Genomic DNA, 20,230 nt, shown 5'->3' with positions numbered 1-20,230 from the left:
ATCTAATTCAAAATAACATTTCTTACATCGACTTTACCTGTAATAACCTCACTAATCAAAGCTGTTTTGTATTCTTTTAATAACTCGATTTCTTGTTGAGCTTTTAATATGATTTTATCTATTTCTGATGTTTTGGTTTTTAGAAATTCTGCTATTTTAGTTTGTTCATTCAAGGGAACTTTTAAAGCATACGTATTCATTAAATCATTCATGTAAATTCCACTTTGAGCACTTGTTTTAGCTAAACTGATTAGTAAGTTTTGATAAATAGACGATTGTACATAAAATTTATAATAGTGAGGATTCATATTTTCATTAAATCGGATGAATGTAACACTTCTTTGAAAAGCAATTGATTCCTCTTTGTCATAAACAAAGGTTCTACCTATTGTTCCTACACAAGTTATTAATAAATCATTTTTTTTAGGAAATCCATTTTTTGTTATTTCTATAAAGTCTTTTTCACTAATCAAACTTTCTGTTTCAGAAATTTTTAAGCCATCGTTATAAACGTTTTTAGCACTTAAAAAAGGATAACCTTCTGGTAATCTTTGAAAGGTGCCATGTGTGCCATCTTTAATTCTTGCAATTACTCTCTTAAATAAAATCACTTCCCAATGCTTAGGAATTTCTCCCAACCATTCAATACTTGAATTTTTCATTTTTACCTTTGGGTTTAAACCTTTGATAACGGCTTGGTTAATTAGTGCAGTGCGTTCTTCTTGTAACAAAGTAATGAACTGTTCTTTTTTAGCAATTAAAGTATTTATTTGAGTGGTTTTGTGTATTAGGTATTTGGCGATTTTGTTTTGTTCTGATAGTGGAGGAAAAGGATATTCAAACTCATTAAAGACATTTTGATATAAATGTTGTATAGTTGAACCAGATTTATTATAATCATAAAAAGTTTTAAAAACTTCTGAAAATAGTATCCAATACATAAATTCTTGGCTGTATTCGCCGTTATATGGTCTTGTCAAAAAAACACCACTATTTAAAGTAGCTATTTTAGGCATATCTCTAACGAGTGCAATCTTTCCAATTGTTCCATCTTTAGTAATAAGTAAATCCTCATTCTTTAACTTAATAAAAGGGTCATCTTCATATCTATCAAGAGGGACTTGATAACACGTTTCCCATTTTATTCTCCCATTTTTAAAATCAGTTCCTGTAACCACATAGCTATCTGATAGTTCTAGAAATTCATCTGAACGTAATCCTTTCCAGCCAATCCTGCCTTTAACGTAAGTTGTATGTTTTATTTTTTTTAAATTCCAATGTTCAGGGATTTTACCTATCCATTCAATACCAGAATCTTTGTATTTATCGTATGTATTCATCATGGTAATAATGAGTTAGTAGAAGTTTCTAAAGTATCATTTATATACTTAACTGTTTTATATACAATCCCAGATTCTTTATTCATAAAGAATTTATCTAACACTTTGGTAAAAGCTTCTTTAAAACTTTCTCCTTCCTTTATAAAATTGTGTTCCGAAAATATGGCAATATGAGTTCTGCTCTTGGAGTTATCTTGATTACCACATTTAATTCTTGAATCGATTAAATTGAAATCTTGATATAAACTTTTTAATTTAGTTTTATCGAGGTTTCTATCGGTTTGGTTTCTGGTTTCAAAACAAAACCAAAGTGAATTATTTAAAAGTATAGTTTTGGAATCATGTACCCAAAAATAAATATCTTCATGTAAATCGTTATTTTTAAACCATATTTTATCTTTATAAAAATCGTAGGATTCAAATACTTCTATTATTTCAGAGTCAAGGAATTTTATAGCGTTATCAACTTTTTCTAAAATTGCTCGTGTGTTTTCGCCTTGTTTAACGATTCCTTTTACAACTTCATTCATTTTGGGCTCATCAATTATTGATTTATAATGCGATTCAATATTTTTAATATATTCTTTTAGATATAAAAGACTAGTCTCATTTGTTTTTGAACCAAAAATTAAATTCTTTTGAACTCTGTTAATTAGTTCCTTGTGGGTAATATTTATGTATTTGATTTTATCATTGATAACACATTCTTTTCGAGTATGTTCACGAATAGACAAAACAACACCTAAAACATTTGAACCAAACTTTTTTTCAGCATGTACCCAATATGTTTCTAAGGGATTATTGAGAATGTGATTTATTTTATTCTCTATAATGATGCACCAATTTTCCCCTTCAATACTTAAATCAATTCTTTTTTGTTTTTGATTTTCATCTTCTGCATGAAAAGTTTGGTCTTCCGTAATAATTCTAAAATTACCGTCAAAACTTTCTAAATCAACATTTGCTCCATCGTGTTTTTTTTCATTGATAAGCTCTTTCAATGAGTCAAAAAATAAATTATGAAATTGATGTTCTTCATTTGGGTCTAAAAAATACGCTAAAATCCTTGAATTTATAGTTTCTTTTCTTTGAACTCCTAAAATATCGTAAAGGTTTTTTTTAGCTTTCGATGGCAAATTAGGCAAACGTATTGCTATACTCTCAATCTGTTCTTCTAATACTATCATTACCCTATAACTTCTTTAAGTAAACCGTCTGTTTCTTGCCCAATAGCCAAAATATCGTTTCTGATTTCTTCTAAAGAACGTAAAGGTTTGTATTGGTAGAAATATTTGGTAAAATTCACTTCATAACCAATATTAGTTTTGCTCTCGTCTATCCAAGCATCAGGAATGTGAGGTAATACTTCTTTTTGCATGTATTCTTCAAAATTCATCGTCAACGGAATATTCTCGGTGTCTCGCAAAGAAGAATCGGGTTTAGGATTTCCTTTTTTATCGGTAACTACTTCACCTTTCGCACTGCGTTCTGGTCTTTCTACTGTGACTTTTGCATAACCAAAATCCTTGTTATTGAATATTTTAGAGTATTCGTTGGGTTTGAAATTACCATAGATTTCGGTAATCTCCGCAATCTGTTTTTTGGTTATTTCATTTCGTTTATTGCCTAATGATTTACTCATTTTCTTAAAGAAATCAACCGCATTTATCAGCTGAACTTTTCCTTTACGTTCCTTAGGTTTATTATTAGATATTACCCAAACATAAGTTGAGATTCCAGTATTATAAAACAATTGGTTAGGTAGTGCAATTACTGCTTCTAGCAGGTCGTTTTCGATAATCCATTGACGAATACTGCTTTCGTTTTTAGTTTTACTAGGAGAACCAGAGAATAAAGGAGAACCATTGAAAACTAATGCAAGACGAGAACCACCTTCTTCAGGATGTTTCATTTTAGACATTAGGTGCATCAAAAACAAAAACGAACCATCACTAACTGATGGTAGTCCAGCTCCAAATCTTCCGCCATGACCTTGTTGCTCATGTTCTGCTTTTACAGATTTAGCGTATTTTTCCCATTTCACCCCAAAAGGTGGGTTGGTAATTAAATAATCAAATTTTTCGTTGGATAGTTTGTCTTCAGAAATCGAATTACCTTTTTTAATATTAGATGCATTTTGTCCTTTAATCAATAAATCTGATTTGCATATTGCATACGATTCTGGATTTAATTCTTGTCCAAAAACTTCCAATCGTGCATCTGGATTTAGCTCATTTAGATACTCTTCGGCTACAGACAACATACCGCCAGTACCGGCACAGCAATCATAAATTGTCTTGGTAATTCCTTTTTTGGTTAAAATATCTCTGTCGTTCAAGAATAAGATGTTCACCATCAATTTGATTACTTCACGGGGCGTAAAATGCTCTCCAGCTGTTTCGTTTGAAATCTCAGCAAATTTTCGAATCAATTCTTCAAACATATAACCCATTTCCATACTTGAAATACGGTTTGGGTGAAGGTCAATTTCCTGGAAACGCTTTACCACAATAAACAATAAATTGGCATCATCCATTTTGTTTATTTGGTTTTCAAACTCAAACTGCTCAATGATTTCTCTTGCATCTTCAGAAAATCCGTTGATGTAGTTTCTTAAGTTTAAGGCAATATTATTAGGGTCGGCAACGAGTTTGTCAAACGTAAAATTACTATGATTATGGAATTTAAATCCTGAAGCTTTATTCAGCAAGATGTCTAAGTCTTCAATTCCACTTGTTTTTAATTGGTCATATTTCTTTAATACAGTGTCTTTTGTGCCCTCTAAAACGCAATCTAATCTTCTTAATACTGTTAGTGGAAGTATCACTTTTCCATAATCACTTTGTCTGTAGTCACCTCTTAGCAAGTCTGCAATCGCCCATATAAAATTTGCTGATTCTTTAACGTTCTTCATTTTTGTTTTGGATTGAAATAGTTTTAACGTTCATTTATACATTGATTAATGTATTTTACAACGAAAAAAGTTCATTGATTAATGAAACTTTTGGCTAAAAGTAATCAAAATATATTGTTTGAAAACGGTATTTATACCTGAAAAACCAGAAAAAAACGTACAAATTCTATTTTTGGCATTAAGTGAATTTGATTAAATATCTAAATCTGCAGAAATGTCTGTAAATAAGGCCTTGTATAGTTTATATTTTGAAGATATTGATTTTTAATAAGTGTTATTGGCAAAAGATATTGATAAAGACAGATTTAATAATATAGTCTCTCGAATTAATAAAGAATTAAATATCGTAAATAATGAAATTGAAATTCTGGGATTAAAAACGGATTCAATTAAGTCGGATATTGAATCAGGACTTGAATTGCTTATGAATTTACAAGAGTTCTTAGTGAATAGCAATTATGAAGGGAAAAGAATATTGGCAGGTGCTGTATTTTCTGAAAAACTAATTTTTGGAAATGAAAATTGTCGAACCACTAAAGTGAATGAGGTAATTGAGGTTTTGACTAGGGATATCAAGGCTTCAGAAGGTATTAAAAAACGAAAAGCCGTTAAAAATGACAGCTTTTCCGTTAATGTACCCTTTACCGTTGAATTGTCGAATTTATTTGTTGAAGATTTGAAGAAATTATCCATGCATATAAAAAGCTAATTAAACATTATTTGGATTAATAATCATTTATTTAAGTTGGGCATGTTTTTATCAATCATGCTTTTATCAATTAATATTGTTTTCAAACTATCTATTGTTTTTTGATTTTTCTCAATTTTTTCATCTTTATGTTTAGAATCCCATGAAACATAAACTCCTAAAAGCGCAATTATTAAAATGATAATTGTATTTAGTCTATTAGCAAAGGTTTTAGTTTTTGTCCAGATTTTATTTTTCTTTATTAAAATATCTTCTCCACAATAACCCCCTCTCTCTAAAAATAATAACCCCGAAAATGTTATTCTGCAAAAATAAGGGGGGGATAGTTTAGAATTTGATATGTTTTCTAGTATTTTTTTTTCAATATTATTATCTAGAAAAAGTTTATTTACAATCGGAGTAAGTTCTTCAGGTATGATTTCTCCTTTAACATCTTCAAAAAGCATCTTAGAGCTAATAAAATCTTTATTTTTGGCTATAGTTTTTAGAAGGAGGTCTAATTTTTCAGAATTTTTCATTTTCTAAATTGTCGAATATTATTGGTCAGTAATCTATATTCTCTTTTTAACAGTTCATTATTTTTGCAATAATATAATTGAACATAAGTAATATAAAACAGCAAATCGGTTGAAAAGTCTTTTATTGATTGTCATTTAAAAAAGTAAAAAGAGTAGGGAAATCGGTTTTGATTAATTCAGCTATTTGAGTGTTAAGTCTTGCAATGATATTTATTCAATGTTAATGAAAAAAGGGATAACTGATATTCATGTTATCCTTTTTTTGCTTTATTTTTTTAATTTACTAAAATCTCCACTTTGAGGTGTGAATTTTGCTTTGAAGGTATCTCGTAATTTTACTTTTTTTAAACAATCCATATCCATATGTCCAAAACTCCAAAGTCCTTTATTTTTTTCTTTTTGCAGTACAAAGTCAAAATTTAGTGGTAAAGTAATTGTTTCTTTATTCAGTATTTCATCGTTGATATTGTATGGAATGAAAATCTGTAAGCGATGAAAGCCATATGCAAATATAAAAGTATATTCAGGTACATCATTTTTGATGTAATCGTTTTTTCTTTTCATCAGAATAGCAATTGGTTTTATCAATGGGGGTCTGCCTTCATTATGAATTAATAACAATGGTGTGAAGTTTTCAGCTTGACTTTCAGGATTTTTTAACCATTCAATAGTTTTAGAAAAGTTCTGCAAATCTTCTTTTGGTAACATTGAAATGGCAAACTTTGTTAATGACTTGTATACGTATAGCGGGATGAATGATTGTGTAACTGATTCAATATTAATAAAACCGTTTTCGTGTTTGATAAAATCTGAATTTCCTTCCACTCGCAATAGTGTTTTGTTATCTCCTTGAAATTGGTTAGTAAAGCCATTTTTAGTATCCTTAAATTTTGGAAATTGTTTTTTGCCTTTTATAGGTATAAATGTATTATGTATACCACTGAATGCACTCAGATGAGTTTCATATAGACCAAACTTATTATTACAGTCATCACATTCATTATAGCAAAATACGTCGTTGTTTCCCGTAAATTCAGGTATTAAATGTGCCCTAGACCTAAACTTCTTCGCATCAGTAGTATTACAGTACCGACAGATATGATATTCATCTTTAGAATAAGTATATTTTACAGACGAATTATGAATTTCATATACTTTATAAAATTCCTCAGGGTCGAGTTGATAGCCAATGGTCATAATATATTTTGTTTATAAACTTCTAGAGGTACAATAAAAGCTACTCTTAATCAGAGTAGTTTTTATCTTATAAATTTAAATTAAAAGTTTATTCAGGTAGAAGTGGAGTTAATTCAAAATTAAATATTTCACTTGGAGGAACATCTAATGCTCTGGCAATTTTGAATATAGTACTAACAGTAGGATTAATTCTTACTGTCTCAATTCTGGCAATTTGTGACAACGTTATTTCTGAACGATATGCTAGTTCTTCCTGTGATAAACCCTTTTCAGAGCGTATTTCTTTTAGTCGCTTAGCGAGCAACTGTAATCCTTCTTGGTCGAAGATTAGTTTTCGGGTTTTAGTATCATCTTTTTTCACTTCATCAAAATGAAGGTATAAAGAGCAGAATTATTATAGCACTTGTGCTATAATTTATATATTTGTAAAAAATAACACCAAAAAATCTAAAAACTAAATTACTACCAATGAAAAAAAGGAATTCAATTTTTATCTTCTCATTTTTTATTGCATTGCTTTTTTCGGCTTGCAAAAACACGGAAAGCCAATATGATAATGACTTAGCAAAAGCTAAATTAAAAGGAAAGGTTAAATCCATTTCGACCAGAGACACTAATGGATTTTTCTACAGTAACATAACCTATAATCAAAATGGTTATGAAATTGAGACCGATATTAAAGAATCAGACTTTCCATTGCATACAATATATAAGCGGGATGAAAAAAATAATGTAATTGAAAAAGTAGAAGAGGGAAGCTCTGAGGGGAATAAATTTAAAGAATTATCAACGTTTAAATATGACGTCAATAATAATTTGTTGGAAACTAAAAAATATAATCTTGAAGGTGGTGTTGAGGGGGTTTATGAATTTAAATATGATGCAAAAAATAATGTAATTGAGGAAATCACTCCTTCTTATACTTGGAAGTATGAGTATAAATACGATAAAAATTCTAATGTAATAGAAAAGAGAAACCTGAGTGTACTTGAACCTCATAATCCAAATAAACTTATTTATAAATATGATAATAACAATAATCTGATTTTCCAACAACAAACTCAAAAAGATGGTAAAAGAGTTTCTACGGAAATTTTTAAATACGATGAGCGAAATAATAAAATCGAAGAAGCTAATTGCTATGATTTAAAAGCGAACCAGTTTCAGATGAATTATTTCGTGTATGATGAAAATGATAATTTAATCCAAGAGAGTGCCAGAAATCTGGATGGTTCTGAATATTACAAAATCAATTATAAATATGATTTTGATAATCATGGGAACTGGATTAGAAGAACAAGTGACAAAAATGGGGACTATCCAGGCTATATTGTAGAGCGTACTATTGAGTACTACGGGGAGAATGAGACCGAGACTGCACCACAAAAGGTTTCAAAAATCGATACACTATCCCAATCACAGCCAGAGACTCCAACTGTTCCAAATAAAGAGGTTTGGAACGGACAGGAATTAGGGGCTAATGAAAAGATAATAACCCTGCAATGGGATAATAAGACCAAAACGGGGATGTGGAAAAGGAGCAATATGGTCGGCAATATCAACAGATGGTGTTCAGATGAAATGACTGTTCCGTACGGGAAAATATGGGTCTTACTGTACGGTACGTTAGAAGAGCAAATGCACGAAGGCGATGATATTAAAGAATATTACGGGGCAGAAATTAAAATTAACAACGGCAGAAATGAGCCACAAATATTCCAATTACATGAGCAAGACATGGATATTCCATTCTCAGAAGCAAAGGATAGAAAAATGAGAATTTACGCAGGGTCAAAAGTCACGGGATATATTCCGGGTATAGAAGGTAAATTTTTCTATGTAAAAGGAAATGTTTATTTCTTAGAAATAGATGCCAATTAAAATATAAAAATCCAATCCTAAAACCAAAAACACAAATGAGAAAAGTATTTTTAGAAGAAAGAAATCGAGCAGTAGATTACAAGATGTTTTATAGATTTTTCATAATCCTGATAGTTTCTATTTTATCAGTTAATTGCAGCGACCTTCCAACGGATTTGAAACTTACGAAGAAAGCCAATAATATTCAATATGACAGATTATTAGTTCAGGAAGACACTGCAAAGACTACTAATGATTTTGAGAGATTAATGACAGATTACACTAAATTGAGTAAGGACATCGATAACTTTAACAGTGACTGTCAAAAAAGAGGTTTACGAAGCAGAGACAAAAATATACATGAAGTATTAAGCAGAATGGCAAATATCAAGCAGATATTAACTACTGCAAGCCGATATGACTTTGACTCATCATCATCAAGCGGTGGTTCGTCATCATCAAGCAAAAGCTGTTCATGGTGCGGAAAATCTTTCAGTGGGTCACATTATACACATCTTGGCAAAATGTCAGATTGTTATAGTACAGATTCTTCCACTTCAATAGGAATATATTGCTCCAAGAAATGCTGTAGTGAAGCCAGAAAAAGCTCCTGCCCAACCTGTAGGTAATCATCCGAAACTAGTTATAAAAAATAAAGCAACTCGATACTGGGTTGCTTTTATTTTTTTATATAAATATCATTATATCAGCCTATTTTCTAAAAAAAATACCAAAAAATCGATGGAAACACGAATCAGTTCATTTGTTTTTGCTAAAGCCTCAATAAAATTAGGCTCTGGCAAGCGTATTGGATATCGCCATACGTGTGCGACAGGCTGGATTTAAGTGCATTAATTGTACATATCATCTGTTAAACCTGCTATTTTAACCCCATTTTTTTTAAAATTTTATGAACGGCTTCATGCCCTTTGTAGGAGCAAATTGGGGATACCCCCCGTGGGAGGGAGGTAACAAGGGATTTCACCCCCTTCCCCCGTTATTAAAATGGATGCAAGTCCCTCTCTACTGATTTATATCTCAGGGTCTAGGATATAACTTTCCATTACATAAGGAGCGGACGTGTTCAGTATATCGTAAATCTTCAAAACACGGTCTGTAAGAACGTAATCTTTACTATATGTTATATCGGCTACCACAAAATTTAACTGCTCTCCATTTTGTATTTTCGCCAGAAGTTCATTTTTAATTCGGTAGCCATAATTGATAAGTCGGGCATTAATTTGTAAAGAGGCTGTTGTTTGCTCTATGGTCTGGTTAGGGCTAATAATGGCATCAAAATCCAACTTGTTTTCGTTTAATTGGGCTACAATTGGATTGTATTTTTTACCGTTAGATAGCTTTGCTGTGGTCTGTACGTCATAATCCTGAATAACGGCATCCATAACCTTCTTTACCCTTTGGGCTTGTTTTGGATGGCAGAATAAAGCGTCATAAACGTATCCAACATAGATGCTTTCCTGATTTAGTTGCTGTGTAACATGGGTCATGATTTCGACTTCTTTGGCAAATAACCTGCGAGAGGTAATCCTGTGACCGTATTGGCTTTTGTGTTTCTCATTTATGATATTTTCCAGCATTTTTGGCTCATTTTGCTTGTAATACTCAAACAGTGGGGACTGTTTCATTTGCCAGACCTTTTTATTGAAAAACGATAAATGTTCGATTTTAACTTCATTAGCGTCAATTTTTAAAGCCAGACCGATATCGCCATGGGTCAAATTGGATTTCGAACCACCGTATAGCGCAATAGCTATATTAGGGTGCAGACAGCTGTAATCACATTCGATGTGCTGTTTTCCTTTTACCTTGATTAGTCTACGAATCCAGCTCGGCATAAGCGTAAAGGAATCCACAATCCTGCCACCGCTTTTATCACTGCCAACACTTGGAATCATTAGGCCGTTATCGGTCAGATAGGAGAAAATTGCAATAGAATCCTCCACAAAGGAAAGGTTCTCAGGATTCTTAAAATAAGCTCTGCTGTGTTTGTTTAGTTTGGTCAGCCGTTTTCCTTTTTTAGTGATGTATTCCAATTTAATCAAGCGATTGGCTTCTTTCTTTATCTGTTCTAGGGTTGGCAGGGTAACATCCGCATAGAACTGCAATAGGTTTTCACATATTGGATTCTTTTGCGCTTCTTCGAGCTTGTTATTATAATATTTGTCTAAAAGGATTTTAGCTTCTCTTGTTTTGAGTTCATAATTAACGATTCCTTTACCAATATAAGGCTTGCCCAATCTATAGTAATAGTTCTTTTCTCCAATGATACTCTCTAGGTCACATTCTAAGATAGCACCTTTGGTTAATGGATATTGTAATGCCGTAATTACCCTTTTATAGGTCATTGGATGAAGGCTTAGGAAGTTACGTAGGTATTTTGCTTTAAGGGATTTCCAGCCCTCTGGATTACTCCCATCGAGTATACCAAAATAGGTTGAGCTTAGTTGGCTCGTGAACAGTAGGCACAATTCGATAGCGACATCTATATCAGAGTGGATTTCCTTTAAAACCTTACGCGATATGTATTTTCTAATAACATATTCTACTTTGCTTGGAATCTTTATACGGTCTTTATTGATAAAGAATAGCGGTAATTGAGCATGAATATCAGTAGTAATATTGTCATCATTATGGGCTGTAAGCCTTGTTATATATAGTGTTCTTTCTTCATTTAAAGGAGGTCTGTTTACTACATCATATATGAAGAAGTAATTAGAAGATGAAATAGATAATAATGAATTAAAAGAACTATAATTATAGTAAGGATTATGGAATATAGTATTCTGAAAGGGTTGGTTAGTTGGGTTTAATCCTTGTAAAGAAGGATTGATTAGTGATTGGACTGATTGGTAAAGTTGCATGTTTCATATTATTCTGCTTTTTATGTTAGGTTCTGCTTTTTTTCTGGGGCAGAAGCTGGGGGTAATCACATCCCCAGCACCCAGAACACTGCCAAAGGCGGTATTGTTTTAAATATACTGTAGTATCAAAACAGAGTCAATAGGTTTTCGAGATTTTCTTTCAAAAAAGTTCTTAAATATTTTAATAGCGCATTTTGCGCAGGTCTTGTAATTTATAAGAAGTTCTAATGTGATAGGTTTTGTTTGTCATATAATCAACACGAAGTGTTGATCTATGACAAAACCATATTGCTTATACAATGCATTTTGCTTAAACCTCTTTCAAGCCCTGGAAATCCAGGATTTATCTTGCGTGAAGAATTCCGGGTCTTTACATTTGTGATGTAATAAATCATAAACGACCGTTTAACATTTATTACATCCTTTAAATATTAGATATGAAAAAGTTTGTTGCCTATTATCGTGTAAGTAGAAAAGAGCAAGGTACATCTGGATTAGGATTGTCGGCTCAAAGAAGTTCAGTAGTGAAATATGTGGATTCTCAAGCAGGAGTTATAATCGAAGAATTTACGGAAATTGAGACGGGAACGAATAAGCGTATTAGGATTGAAATCCAAAAAGCAATTCAATTGGCTAAAAATGAAGGGGCGGTACTAGTAATTGCGAAATTAGACAGATTAGCCAGAAACGTAAATTTCGTGACTTCTCTTATGGATGCAGGTATCGAATTTTTAGCAGTGGATATGCCAACTGCAAATAATTTTACAATACATATTTTTTCAGCTCTTGCAGAACAGGAAGCCAAATTAATTAGTTCTAGAACAAAACTTGCTTTGGATGAATTAAAAAAGAAAAACGTTGTACTTGGTACTCCAAAAAATCTAACTGATGAAGCTAGAGCGAAAGGTCTTTTGAAAATTAAAGAAAATGCAATGACTAATGATAATAATAGACAAGCCAAATCAATTATTGCCAATTGCAGAGAAAAAGGTATGAGTTACAGAAAAATTGCGGGATATCTCAACGAATTGAATTTTAAAACTCGGTACGGAAATCAGTTTTTAGCTCCAACGGTGCAACAACTATATAATAGAATTTAATTTATTGATAGGTTGTTTATGTTAGATTTTCGTAGTATTTTTGAGTAAATGGGTATAGAATAGGGGTTTACTCCTGTTTTAAATTAATTGAAATTAATAATTTAACTGATAGCTAGAGTTAAATTCATGTTGCGTCATTCTTGTTCTAAGAAAGTCTGCTGATATTCAAAATTAACATTTTTATTGGACTTGATAGTCCGAATTGTGAAACCATTTCTGATTTCACGCAATGAACGTATCGCAATGGTTTTGTGATGTGAAGGGTTTGGTATGTCCAAATTGTAATCTTCCGCCCGATTAAAAAGAATGAGATGGGTGTCTGAGATAGAAAAGTGTTAAGTATAACTGAATGTAAAAAAGTATTAAATCGAAAAGGTGCTTCATATAAAGATGAAGAAATAGAAAAAATAAGAGAAGCGTTGTATAGAATCGCGGAAATTATGTATAAACAAAAAAACAATTAAGATTTATGGTAAAACTAAATGTAATCACTTACGGAAGAGTAAGTACAGAAGAGCAAAAAGAAAATGGTTTTAGCTTAAATCATCAAAAAGAAATGTTGAAAAGATACTGTGATATTAAAGAATATAAGATTCTTAAGCATTATGTTGAGGACTATTCCGCAAAGACTTTTAACCGTCCAGAATGGAAAATATTGAGGGATTATGTTAAAAAGAATAAAAACTCTATAGATATGATTTTGGTCACTAAATGGGACAGATTCTCAAGAAATGCAGAAGGTGCGATGGCTGTTTTAAGAGAGTTTCAAAAGATGGGAATAATTATAAATGCAATTGAACAGCCATTGGATATGACAATTCCGGAAAACAAGTTAATATTAGCAATGTATCTTGTAATTCCCGAAATAGAAAATGATAAGATTGCTCAAAGGACTAAAGATGGTATGCGCAGAGCGAAGAAAGAAGGATGCTTTATGGGGAAAGCCCCTTTCGGTTATTCTAACGCTAAAGTCATGGATAAAACGTCTCTGGAGCCAAATTCAGATTCAAGTATGGTGTTTAAAGCATTTACGGAAGTGGCAAAAGGAATAGAGCCAGTTGAGGTAATTAGAAAAAAAATACGAGATGAATATGGATTAAAACTGGAGAAGCAACAATTTTATAATATGCTCAGAAACGTTACTTACTCGGGTATGATTATAATTCCAGAATACAAAAAAGAAAAAGAAGAAATTACTAAGGCGATTCATCAGCCAATTATTGATTTGAAGCTATTTGAAAAAGTACAAAATGTTTTAGATGGTAGAAAGAATACTGATGCGAAGTTTCCGACTAGTGTAAACGATTTATTTCCATTAAGGGGTAATTTCGTTTGTCCTAACTGTGGTAAACAAATAACAGCAAGTAAGTCTAAAGGAAACGGTGGTTCTTATGAATATTATCATTGTAAATCATCATGCAAGATTCGAATAAAAAAAGAAGTTGTACATGATAGGGTTAAGGAATTACTTAATGAGATTTCATTAGATGAAAATGTAAAAGAGTTGTTTAAAGGTGTTTTAAGTGATGTTATTAAGTCAAACACTATAGATGCCAAAGCTCGTATTAAAGAGCTTAAATTAGAGCAAAAATCATTTGAAACAATGCTAGAAAATACAGAAGATAAGTATTTGTTGGATGGGTTGACGCCAGAGGAATATCTTAAGATTAAGAATAGGTATTCTGATAGAATCAATGAAATTGAGAATCGTATTGATTCAATAAGAGAAAATGATACTGATTTGATGAAATATGTGGATAATTCGGTTGAATTATTATGTCAGTTGGGAAATGTGTTCAACCACTTGGAAAATAAGGAAAAAGGTTCGTTTTTAAGAGTTATTTACCCAGAGAATATAATATTGGAAAAAGAGTGTTTTCGAACCAATTCTGAGAATAGCTTGGTGGAGCTTATGACTATAAATTACAGGGGTTTGCAAAATGTAGGAATGAAAAAAGCCACTCTTTCGAATGGCTTTTCCAATGAAGCTCCCCCTCTTGGGCTCGAACCAAGGACCCTCTGATTAACAGTCAGATGCTCTAACCAACTGAGCTAAGGAGGAATCACCTTAAAGGTAAATATGTTTGCTAAAAAAAGTTGCTCCCCCTCTTGGGCTCGAACCAAGGACCCTCTGATTAACAGTCAGATGCTCTAACCAACTGAGCTAAGGAGGAAGTTGTTGCTCTTTTTAGCGAGTGCAAATATAATCGATTTTTTAGTTTCTCAAAAATATTTTAACTCTTTTTCTCAATTTTTTTTTCTACTTCATAATTGCCTTATAAATATCGTTTCCGTTTGCGAACAAAAGTAATGCTATAAGTAGTACGAAGCCAACCATTTGGGCGTTTTCAAGGAATTTATCACTCGGTTTTTTACCACTAATCATTTCGTATAATAAAAACATCACATGACCGCCATCAAGTGCCGGAATTGGCAATAAATTCATTACTCCAAGCATAATTGACAATAAAGCTGTGATTGACCAGAAAGTTTCCCAGCTCCAATAACTTGGGAAAATGTTATAAATAGCCGCAAAACCACCTACTTGTTTGTATGCTTTTGTTTCAGGATTAAAAATCATTTTCAATTGTTTTCCGTAACCTACTAATTGATCTTTTCCTTTTTCAATTCCTACAGGAATAGATTCTAAGAAACCATATTCTTTAGTGCTTACTTTATAATATCCAAGTTTTTCCAATGATTTCATGTCTAAACCACCAACCAATACGTCTAATGTTCCTTTGTCCGAAACTTTAACACTAATAGGTGTTTCTTTTAAATCTCTTAAAACAACAGCAGGAATTGTTTTTCCTTTGTTTATTTCTAAAATTGCTTTTACTTCGTCAAAATATTTAATTTTTTGTCCGTTAAGAGAAAGAAATAAATCTTTTGGTTTTAAATTTTGATTAGCAGAATCCTCAGTTACTTTTCCTACTGCAAAAGGTCTTCTTATATCAACAAGGAATCCTTTTTCTGTTTTAGAAAGCTGATCTACAAAATCAGTAGGCATTGTAATCGTTTGTTGTTTCCCGTCTCTTTCAATCAAGATATGTTTTGCCATGATGATATTCATGTTCATATCCTTGTCAAAATTCTCAACAGTTTTTCCATCAATAGAAATAATTTTGTCACCAGTTTTAAAACCAGCTTTAATCATTGCAGGATTTTCAACTGCCACACCATCTTTTAAGTCTGAATTAGCAATATAAGTATCGCCGTATGCAAAAGCCATTCCTATATAGATGATAAATGCCAGGATAAAGTTTACTGTAACACCGCCAAGCATAATAATCAAACGCTGCCAAGCCGGCTTAGAACGAAATTCCCAAGGTTGTGGAGGCAAAGCCATTTGTTCCTTGTCCATACTTTCGTCGATCATACCAGAGATTTTTACATAACCTCCAAGCGGTAACCATCCAATTCCGTATTCCGTTTCGCCAATTTTCTTTTTTAAAAGCGAATATTTAACATCAAAAAATAAGTAAAATTTTTCGACTCTTGTTTTAAACAATTTTGCAGGGATAAAATGCCCTAATTCATGAAGAATAATAAGTAAAGATAAACTCAATAGAAATTGAGAGAGTTTGATAACTATATCCATTTTTTATTTTTAGTTCGTATTTAACGCACAAAAGTAGCGTTTTCTATTTTAATTTAAGACCGCAAGATAATGTTTAAGGTTTTAAATGTTTGTTAATAAACAAACATTTAAATTTCTCATTTTAACAAGATGCCGTAACTTTACGTTTTATGATGCTGTCATTTTAATTGGTAGCACAAAACCATTAAAAGTTACAAATATGGCATCACAATTATTTTCTCCTTTAATTATTAAAAGTATAACCTTAAAAAACAGAATTGCGATTTCGCCAATGTGCCAGTATTCGGCTGTTGATGGGTTTGCAAACGATTGGCATTTGGTTCATTTAGGAAGCCGTGCCAGCGGAGGTGCTGGATTGATTATTCAGGAAGCTACAGCAGTTTCACCAGAAGCTAGAATTTCTCCTGCTGATCTTGGAATTTGGAAAGAGGAACATATTGGTAAACTAAAGAAAATTACGGAATTTATTAGTTCTCAAAATTCGGTTCCAGGAATTCAATTGGCGCATGCAGGACGAAAAGCAAGTGTTTCGGCTCCGTGGCTTGGCAATAAAAAATTAAATTTCGATCAAGACGGATGGCAGACTGTTGCACCAAGCGCGATTCCGTATCATGATAATGAACCATTTCTTCCAGAAGCTTTAGACCAAAACGGAATTCAAAAAGTTATTACTGATTTTAAGACCGCAACAAAAAGAGCTGTTGAAGCAGGATATAAAGTTTTAGAAATTCATGCAGCACACGGATATTTACTGCATCAGTTTTTATCGCCTTTAACAAATGTTAGAACTGATGAATATGGCGGGAGTTTTGAAAATAGAATCCGTTTTACACTTGAAATTTTAGAAGCTGTTCAAACTGAATGGCCAAAAGATTTTCCTTTAATCGTTAGAATTTCGGCAACAGATTGGGCAGATGGCGGCTGGAATATTGAAGAGTCTATAAAACTTTCAAAAATTTTAAAAGAAAAAGGAGTAGATTTAATCGATGTTTCATCGGGAGGATTGGTTTCACATCAAAAAATTCCAGTTGGCCCAGGTTATCAAGTTCATTTTGCTGAAAAAGTTAAAAATGAAACAGACATCCTTACAGGTGCTGTAGGTTTAATTACTGAAGCAAAACAAGCCGAAGAAATTCTTAATAAAGAACAAGCCGATTTAATTTTATTTGCTAGAGCATCATTAAGAAATCCTAACTTGCCTTTAGATTTTGCTGCAGCATTAAACGACGATATTCATTGGCCAAAACAATACGAAAGAGCTAAACTATAATTTATTTAGCCGCAGATTACACAGATTGAAAGGATTTTTTTGAGTTTTTTTCGCCACGAATTTCACGAATATGCACAAATCGGTGCGTTCGAAAGCTTAAAATAATTCGTGATAATTCGTGAAATTCGTGGCGAAAAAAAATCACATTAATCTGTGGCAAAAAAACTAAAACAACATGCAAAAAATTAAAACAGCACTATTATCATACGGAATGTCAGGGAAGGTTTTTCATGCCCCATTTTTAGATATTCATCCCGGTTTTGAGTTATTGGGATCTTGGGAAAGAAGTAAAAAACTCATTCAGGCAGATTATCCTGAAGTAAAAAGTTATCCTTCAATAGACGATTTGTTAGCAGATGATGTCGATTTAGTAATTGTAAACACACCCGTTGGAACGCATTACGAGTATGCCAAAAAAGTGCTTTTAGCGGGTAAACACGCAGTCGTAGAAAAAGCATTTACAACAACTGTTGCCGAAGCCGAAGAACTTGCTGCGCTTGCAAAAGAAAAGGGATTAAAACTTGCCGTTTTTCAAAACAGAAGATGGGACAGCGATTTTAAAACCGTTCAAAAAATAATTCATGACGGCGTTTTAGGAGAGTTGGTAGAAGCCGAAATTCATTTTGATAGATACAATCCTTTATTAAGCCCAAAAGCGCATAAAGAAACTGCTAATGACGGAGCCGGAGTTCTAAAAGATTTAGGCCCGCATATTATAGATCAAGCTGTTTGTTTATTTGGTTCTCCAAAATCAGTTTTTGGAGATATCAGAATTACAAGAGAGAACTCTTTAGTAGATGACTGGATTGATTTATTATTGATATATGAAGATTTTAGAGTGCGTTTAAAAGCAGGATTTTTTGTTAGAGAAGCTAATCCAGCATACACAATTCATGGAAAAAAAGGGAGTTTTTTAAAACCTCGCGGTGATGTTCAGGAAGATGAATTAAAAATTGGCAAGAAGCCGAATTTAGAAACATGGGGAACTGAATCTGAAGATTTACAAGGAATACTTCATACAGAAATTAACGAAAAAGTGATTCGAGAAAAAGTACCAACTCTTCAAGGAAATTATTTCTCTTTTTTTGATGGCGTTTTTAATTCAATATCAAATGATACAATAGAGCCTGTCACAGCACAAGACGGTGTAAAAGTAATGCAGATCATCGAAGCAGCAATTGCAAGTAATGCCGAGAGAAAAGCGATTAACTTATAAGATTTAATCTAATTTGTAAATATACTAAACACATAGAAACATTGATTTCTATGTCTAAAAAGGAGGCAAAAAGAAACATGTTTCTTTCACATAAATAATTATGTGTTTTTTAAACAAGCGAAACGCCTTTTTTAAAGTAACAAATCTATGTTTCTATTGTGTTAAAAATAATTATACCCAACGGGTTAAGTTTTAATGCATCGAATCTTGTTTTTGTGTGTAGTAAAAATGAATGTTTTTATGTGTTAAAAATATTTTATAGCATCAACTTATAAAACTACAACGTTATAACTTGTAGAACTAGTAGGTTTTGGCAGTCAATAAAATCTCTTTTTTGTACTTTTATACTGTCAAACCTTAAAAAGTATCCATTTTGATAAATTTCAATCCATTACAATTATTCCAGACAAAAGGAAAAATCAAGAAAGTTTTTAGAGAAGCAAAAGCTTCTTACTTGAACCGAATTCGTTTTGCTGTTGGAATGTTTTATTTTGGAATGGGATTAAGTTTTGCAACCTGGGCAAGCAGAATTCCAGATATTAAAACCGCTTTACACTTAACCGAAGGTGATTTAGGTTCTATTCTTTTTGCCTTACCAATGGGGCAGTTAATAATCATGCCATTTTCTGGTAAAATGGTTACTAAATTTGGGAGCCATCGTGTTTTGGTATTCTCGTTAATTATGTATGTTTTATGTTTGGCTAATTTAGGGTTGGCGACATCAGCTTTGCAATTATCGTTAGGTTTATTTTTGTTTGGTTTATTCGGAAACTTAGCAAACATTGCCGTTAATACTCAAGGAGTTTATACCGAAGTTCTTTTTAAAAAAACAATCATGTCTTCGTTTCATGGCATGTGGAGTTTTGCTGGATTTACCGGAGCATTAGTAGGGTTAGGAATGTTAGCCTTAAATTTAACGCCTTTACATCATTTTCTCATTGTGGGAGTCGTAGTACTTTTAATGGTCGCTTTTAATTTTAAATTTTTGGTCAAAGCCAAAGAAAAAATCAAACATACTGCCGAAAAGAAAAAGCTGTTTACAAAACCAGACAGCGCATTAATTTGGCTTGGTGTTATTGGATTTTGCAGTATGGCAAGTGAAGGAGTAATGTTTGACTGGAGTGGTGTTTACTTTAAAGATATAGTAAAAGCACCGGGACCATTGGTTATTTTAGGATATACTTCATTTATGATTATGATGGCGGGAGGAAGATTTTTAGGCGACGGATTAATCAATAAATTTGGTCGTGAACGTGTAATGCAAATTAGCGGAATCTTGATTTCTGCGGGACTTTTTACTGCGGTTTTCCTTCCTTATATTATTCCGTGCACCATCGCTTTTATGGCAGTTGGTTTAGGTGTTGCAACTATTGTTCCTACAGTTTATAGTATGGCTGGAAAAAATCCGACCGTTCCGCCGGGAGAAGCATTAACAATCGTTTCGAGTGTTAGTTTTTTAGGTTTCTTAATGGGGCCGCCAGTTATTGGGCATATTGCTCAAAATTTCGGGCTTCAGTTTTCTTTTGCTTTTATCGGAATCTTTGGTGTTCTTATTGCCTTCATGGTTTCTAAAATTAGAACTACAGCTTAATATTTTTACCAGCAGACAGCACAAATTAATAG

The 20,230-nt window shown here is 32.4% G+C and carries 17 protein-coding genes and 2 tRNA genes; 9 read left to right on the top strand and 10 right to left on the bottom strand.

All coding sequences use genetic code 11. The features are described from left to right. Positions 1-2 precede the first annotated feature (2 nt). The 3 genes from ACHRVL_RS02415 to ACHRVL_RS02405 are packed head-to-tail and all read right to left on the bottom strand — an operon-like array spanning position 3 to position 4,254. Positions 3-1,343 (bottom strand): restriction endonuclease subunit S, encoded by a 1,341-nt coding sequence (locus ACHRVL_RS02415; RefSeq protein ID WP_395410058.1) that lies wholly within the window; start codon positions 1,341-1,343, stop codon positions 3-5. Continuing rightward, positions 1,340-2,527 (bottom strand): PD-(D/E)XK nuclease family protein, encoded by a 1,188-nt coding sequence (locus tag ACHRVL_RS02410; RefSeq protein WP_395410056.1) that lies wholly within the window; start codon positions 2,525-2,527, stop codon positions 1,340-1,342. The genes ACHRVL_RS02415 and ACHRVL_RS02410 overlap by 4 nt, the downstream gene beginning before the upstream one ends. Further along, positions 2,527-4,254 carry an N-6 DNA methylase gene (locus ACHRVL_RS02405; protein WP_395410054.1) on the bottom strand — a complete coding sequence of 576 codons (1,728 nt, stop codon included), beginning with the start codon at positions 4,252-4,254 and terminating at the stop codon, positions 2,527-2,529. Before ACHRVL_RS02405 ends, ACHRVL_RS02410 begins: the two co-directional genes overlap by 1 nt. Positions 4,255-4,531: 277 nt before the next feature. Between ACHRVL_RS02405 and ACHRVL_RS02400 the strand changes: the two genes are divergently transcribed. Further along, positions 4,532-4,963, top strand: coding sequence for a hypothetical protein (locus ACHRVL_RS02400; RefSeq protein WP_395410052.1), 432 nt, complete (start codon positions 4,532-4,534; stop codon positions 4,961-4,963). Between the two features lie 23 nt (positions 4,964-4,986). Here ACHRVL_RS02400 and ACHRVL_RS02395 read toward each other — a convergent pair whose 3' ends face one another. The 3 genes from ACHRVL_RS02395 to ACHRVL_RS02385 form a co-directional block, all read right to left on the bottom strand. Then, entirely contained in the window at positions 4,987-5,481 is a 495-nt protein-coding gene (locus ACHRVL_RS02395) for a hypothetical protein (RefSeq protein WP_395410051.1), read from the bottom strand. 267 nt (positions 5,482-5,748) lie between these two features. Continuing rightward, positions 5,749-6,678 carry an HNH endonuclease gene (locus ACHRVL_RS02390; protein WP_395410049.1) on the bottom strand — a complete coding sequence of 310 codons (930 nt, stop codon included), beginning with the start codon at positions 6,676-6,678 and terminating at the stop codon, positions 5,749-5,751. Between the two features lie 88 nt (positions 6,679-6,766). Then, entirely contained in the window at positions 6,767-7,039 is a 273-nt protein-coding gene (locus ACHRVL_RS02385) for a helix-turn-helix transcriptional regulator (protein WP_395410047.1), read from the bottom strand. Positions 7,040-7,146: 107 nt separating this feature from the next. Here ACHRVL_RS02385 and ACHRVL_RS02380 point away from each other — a divergent pair, with 107 nt between their 5' ends. The 3 genes from ACHRVL_RS02380 to ACHRVL_RS02370 are packed head-to-tail and all read left to right on the top strand — an operon-like array spanning position 7,147 to position 9,384. Continuing rightward, the gene (locus tag ACHRVL_RS02380) at positions 7,147-8,559 is read left to right on the top strand and encodes an RHS repeat domain-containing protein (protein WP_395410046.1); all 1,413 of its coding nucleotides are present in this window, start codon (positions 7,147-7,149) and stop codon (positions 8,557-8,559) included. 35 nt (positions 8,560-8,594) lie between these two features. After that, a complete protein-coding gene (locus tag ACHRVL_RS02375; protein WP_395410045.1) occupies positions 8,595-9,167 on the top strand; it encodes a hypothetical protein in 573 nt (190 codons plus the stop codon). Beyond that, positions 9,130-9,384, top strand: coding sequence for a hypothetical protein (locus ACHRVL_RS02370; RefSeq protein WP_395410043.1), 255 nt, complete (start codon positions 9,130-9,132; stop codon positions 9,382-9,384). Before ACHRVL_RS02375 ends, ACHRVL_RS02370 begins: the two co-directional genes overlap by 38 nt. A 185-nt stretch (positions 9,385-9,569) precedes the next feature. Here ACHRVL_RS02370 and ACHRVL_RS02365 read toward each other — a convergent pair whose 3' ends face one another. Then, complete coding sequence (locus ACHRVL_RS02365) at positions 9,570-11,420, bottom strand: hypothetical protein (RefSeq protein ID WP_395410042.1); 1,851 nt, start codon at positions 11,418-11,420, stop codon at positions 9,570-9,572. Positions 11,421-11,857: 437 nt separating this feature from the next. Here ACHRVL_RS02365 and ACHRVL_RS02360 point away from each other — a divergent pair, with 437 nt between their 5' ends. Both ACHRVL_RS02360 and ACHRVL_RS02355 read left to right on the top strand, forming a co-directional pair. Further along, entirely contained in the window at positions 11,858-12,520 is a 663-nt protein-coding gene (locus ACHRVL_RS02360; protein WP_395410041.1) for a recombinase family protein, read from the top strand. A gap of 469 nt (positions 12,521-12,989) precedes the next feature. Then, complete coding sequence (locus tag ACHRVL_RS02355) at positions 12,990-14,543, top strand: recombinase family protein (protein ID WP_395410039.1); 1,554 nt, start codon at positions 12,990-12,992, stop codon at positions 14,541-14,543. On the opposite strand, the gene ACHRVL_RS02350 is transcribed toward ACHRVL_RS02355, so the two are convergent. From ACHRVL_RS02350 to rseP, 3 genes are all read right to left on the bottom strand, one after another. Beyond that, positions 14,509-14,582, bottom strand: a tRNA-Asn gene (locus ACHRVL_RS02350). The two genes, ACHRVL_RS02355 and ACHRVL_RS02350, sit on opposite strands and share 35 nt — an antisense overlap. 38 nt (positions 14,583-14,620) lie before the next feature. Next, positions 14,621-14,694, bottom strand: a tRNA-Asn gene (locus ACHRVL_RS02345). An 86-nt stretch (positions 14,695-14,780) separates the two neighbouring features. Then, positions 14,781-16,121, bottom strand: coding sequence for an RIP metalloprotease RseP (gene rseP, locus ACHRVL_RS02340; RefSeq protein WP_395410036.1), 1,341 nt, complete (start codon positions 16,119-16,121; stop codon positions 14,781-14,783). A 199-nt stretch (positions 16,122-16,320) separates the two neighbouring features. On the opposite strand from rseP, the gene ACHRVL_RS02335 reads away from it, so the two are divergent. The 3 genes from ACHRVL_RS02335 to ACHRVL_RS02325 all read left to right on the top strand — a co-directional run bounded on the left by ACHRVL_RS02335 (position 16,321) and on the right by ACHRVL_RS02325 (position 20,198). Continuing rightward, complete coding sequence (locus ACHRVL_RS02335; protein WP_395410034.1) at positions 16,321-17,391, top strand: NADH:flavin oxidoreductase/NADH oxidase; 1,071 nt, start codon at positions 16,321-16,323, stop codon at positions 17,389-17,391. A 175-nt stretch (positions 17,392-17,566) separates the two neighbouring features. Further along, entirely contained in the window at positions 17,567-18,607 is a 1,041-nt protein-coding gene (locus tag ACHRVL_RS02330; RefSeq protein ID WP_395410032.1) for a Gfo/Idh/MocA family oxidoreductase, read from the top strand. Between the two features lie 373 nt (positions 18,608-18,980). Next, complete coding sequence (locus ACHRVL_RS02325) at positions 18,981-20,198, top strand: MFS transporter (RefSeq protein WP_129023482.1); 1,218 nt, start codon at positions 18,981-18,983, stop codon at positions 20,196-20,198. The last annotated feature ends 32 nt before the right edge of the window (positions 20,199-20,230 follow it).

The sequence above is a fragment of the Flavobacterium sp. FlaQc-28 genome (assembly GCF_044007415.1).
In the GTDB taxonomy this organism is placed as follows: domain Bacteria; phylum Bacteroidota; class Bacteroidia; order Flavobacteriales; family Flavobacteriaceae; genus Flavobacterium.
The sequence above is the reverse complement of the archived record's forward strand: the minus strand, read 5'-3'. Positions and strand labels throughout refer to the sequence as shown.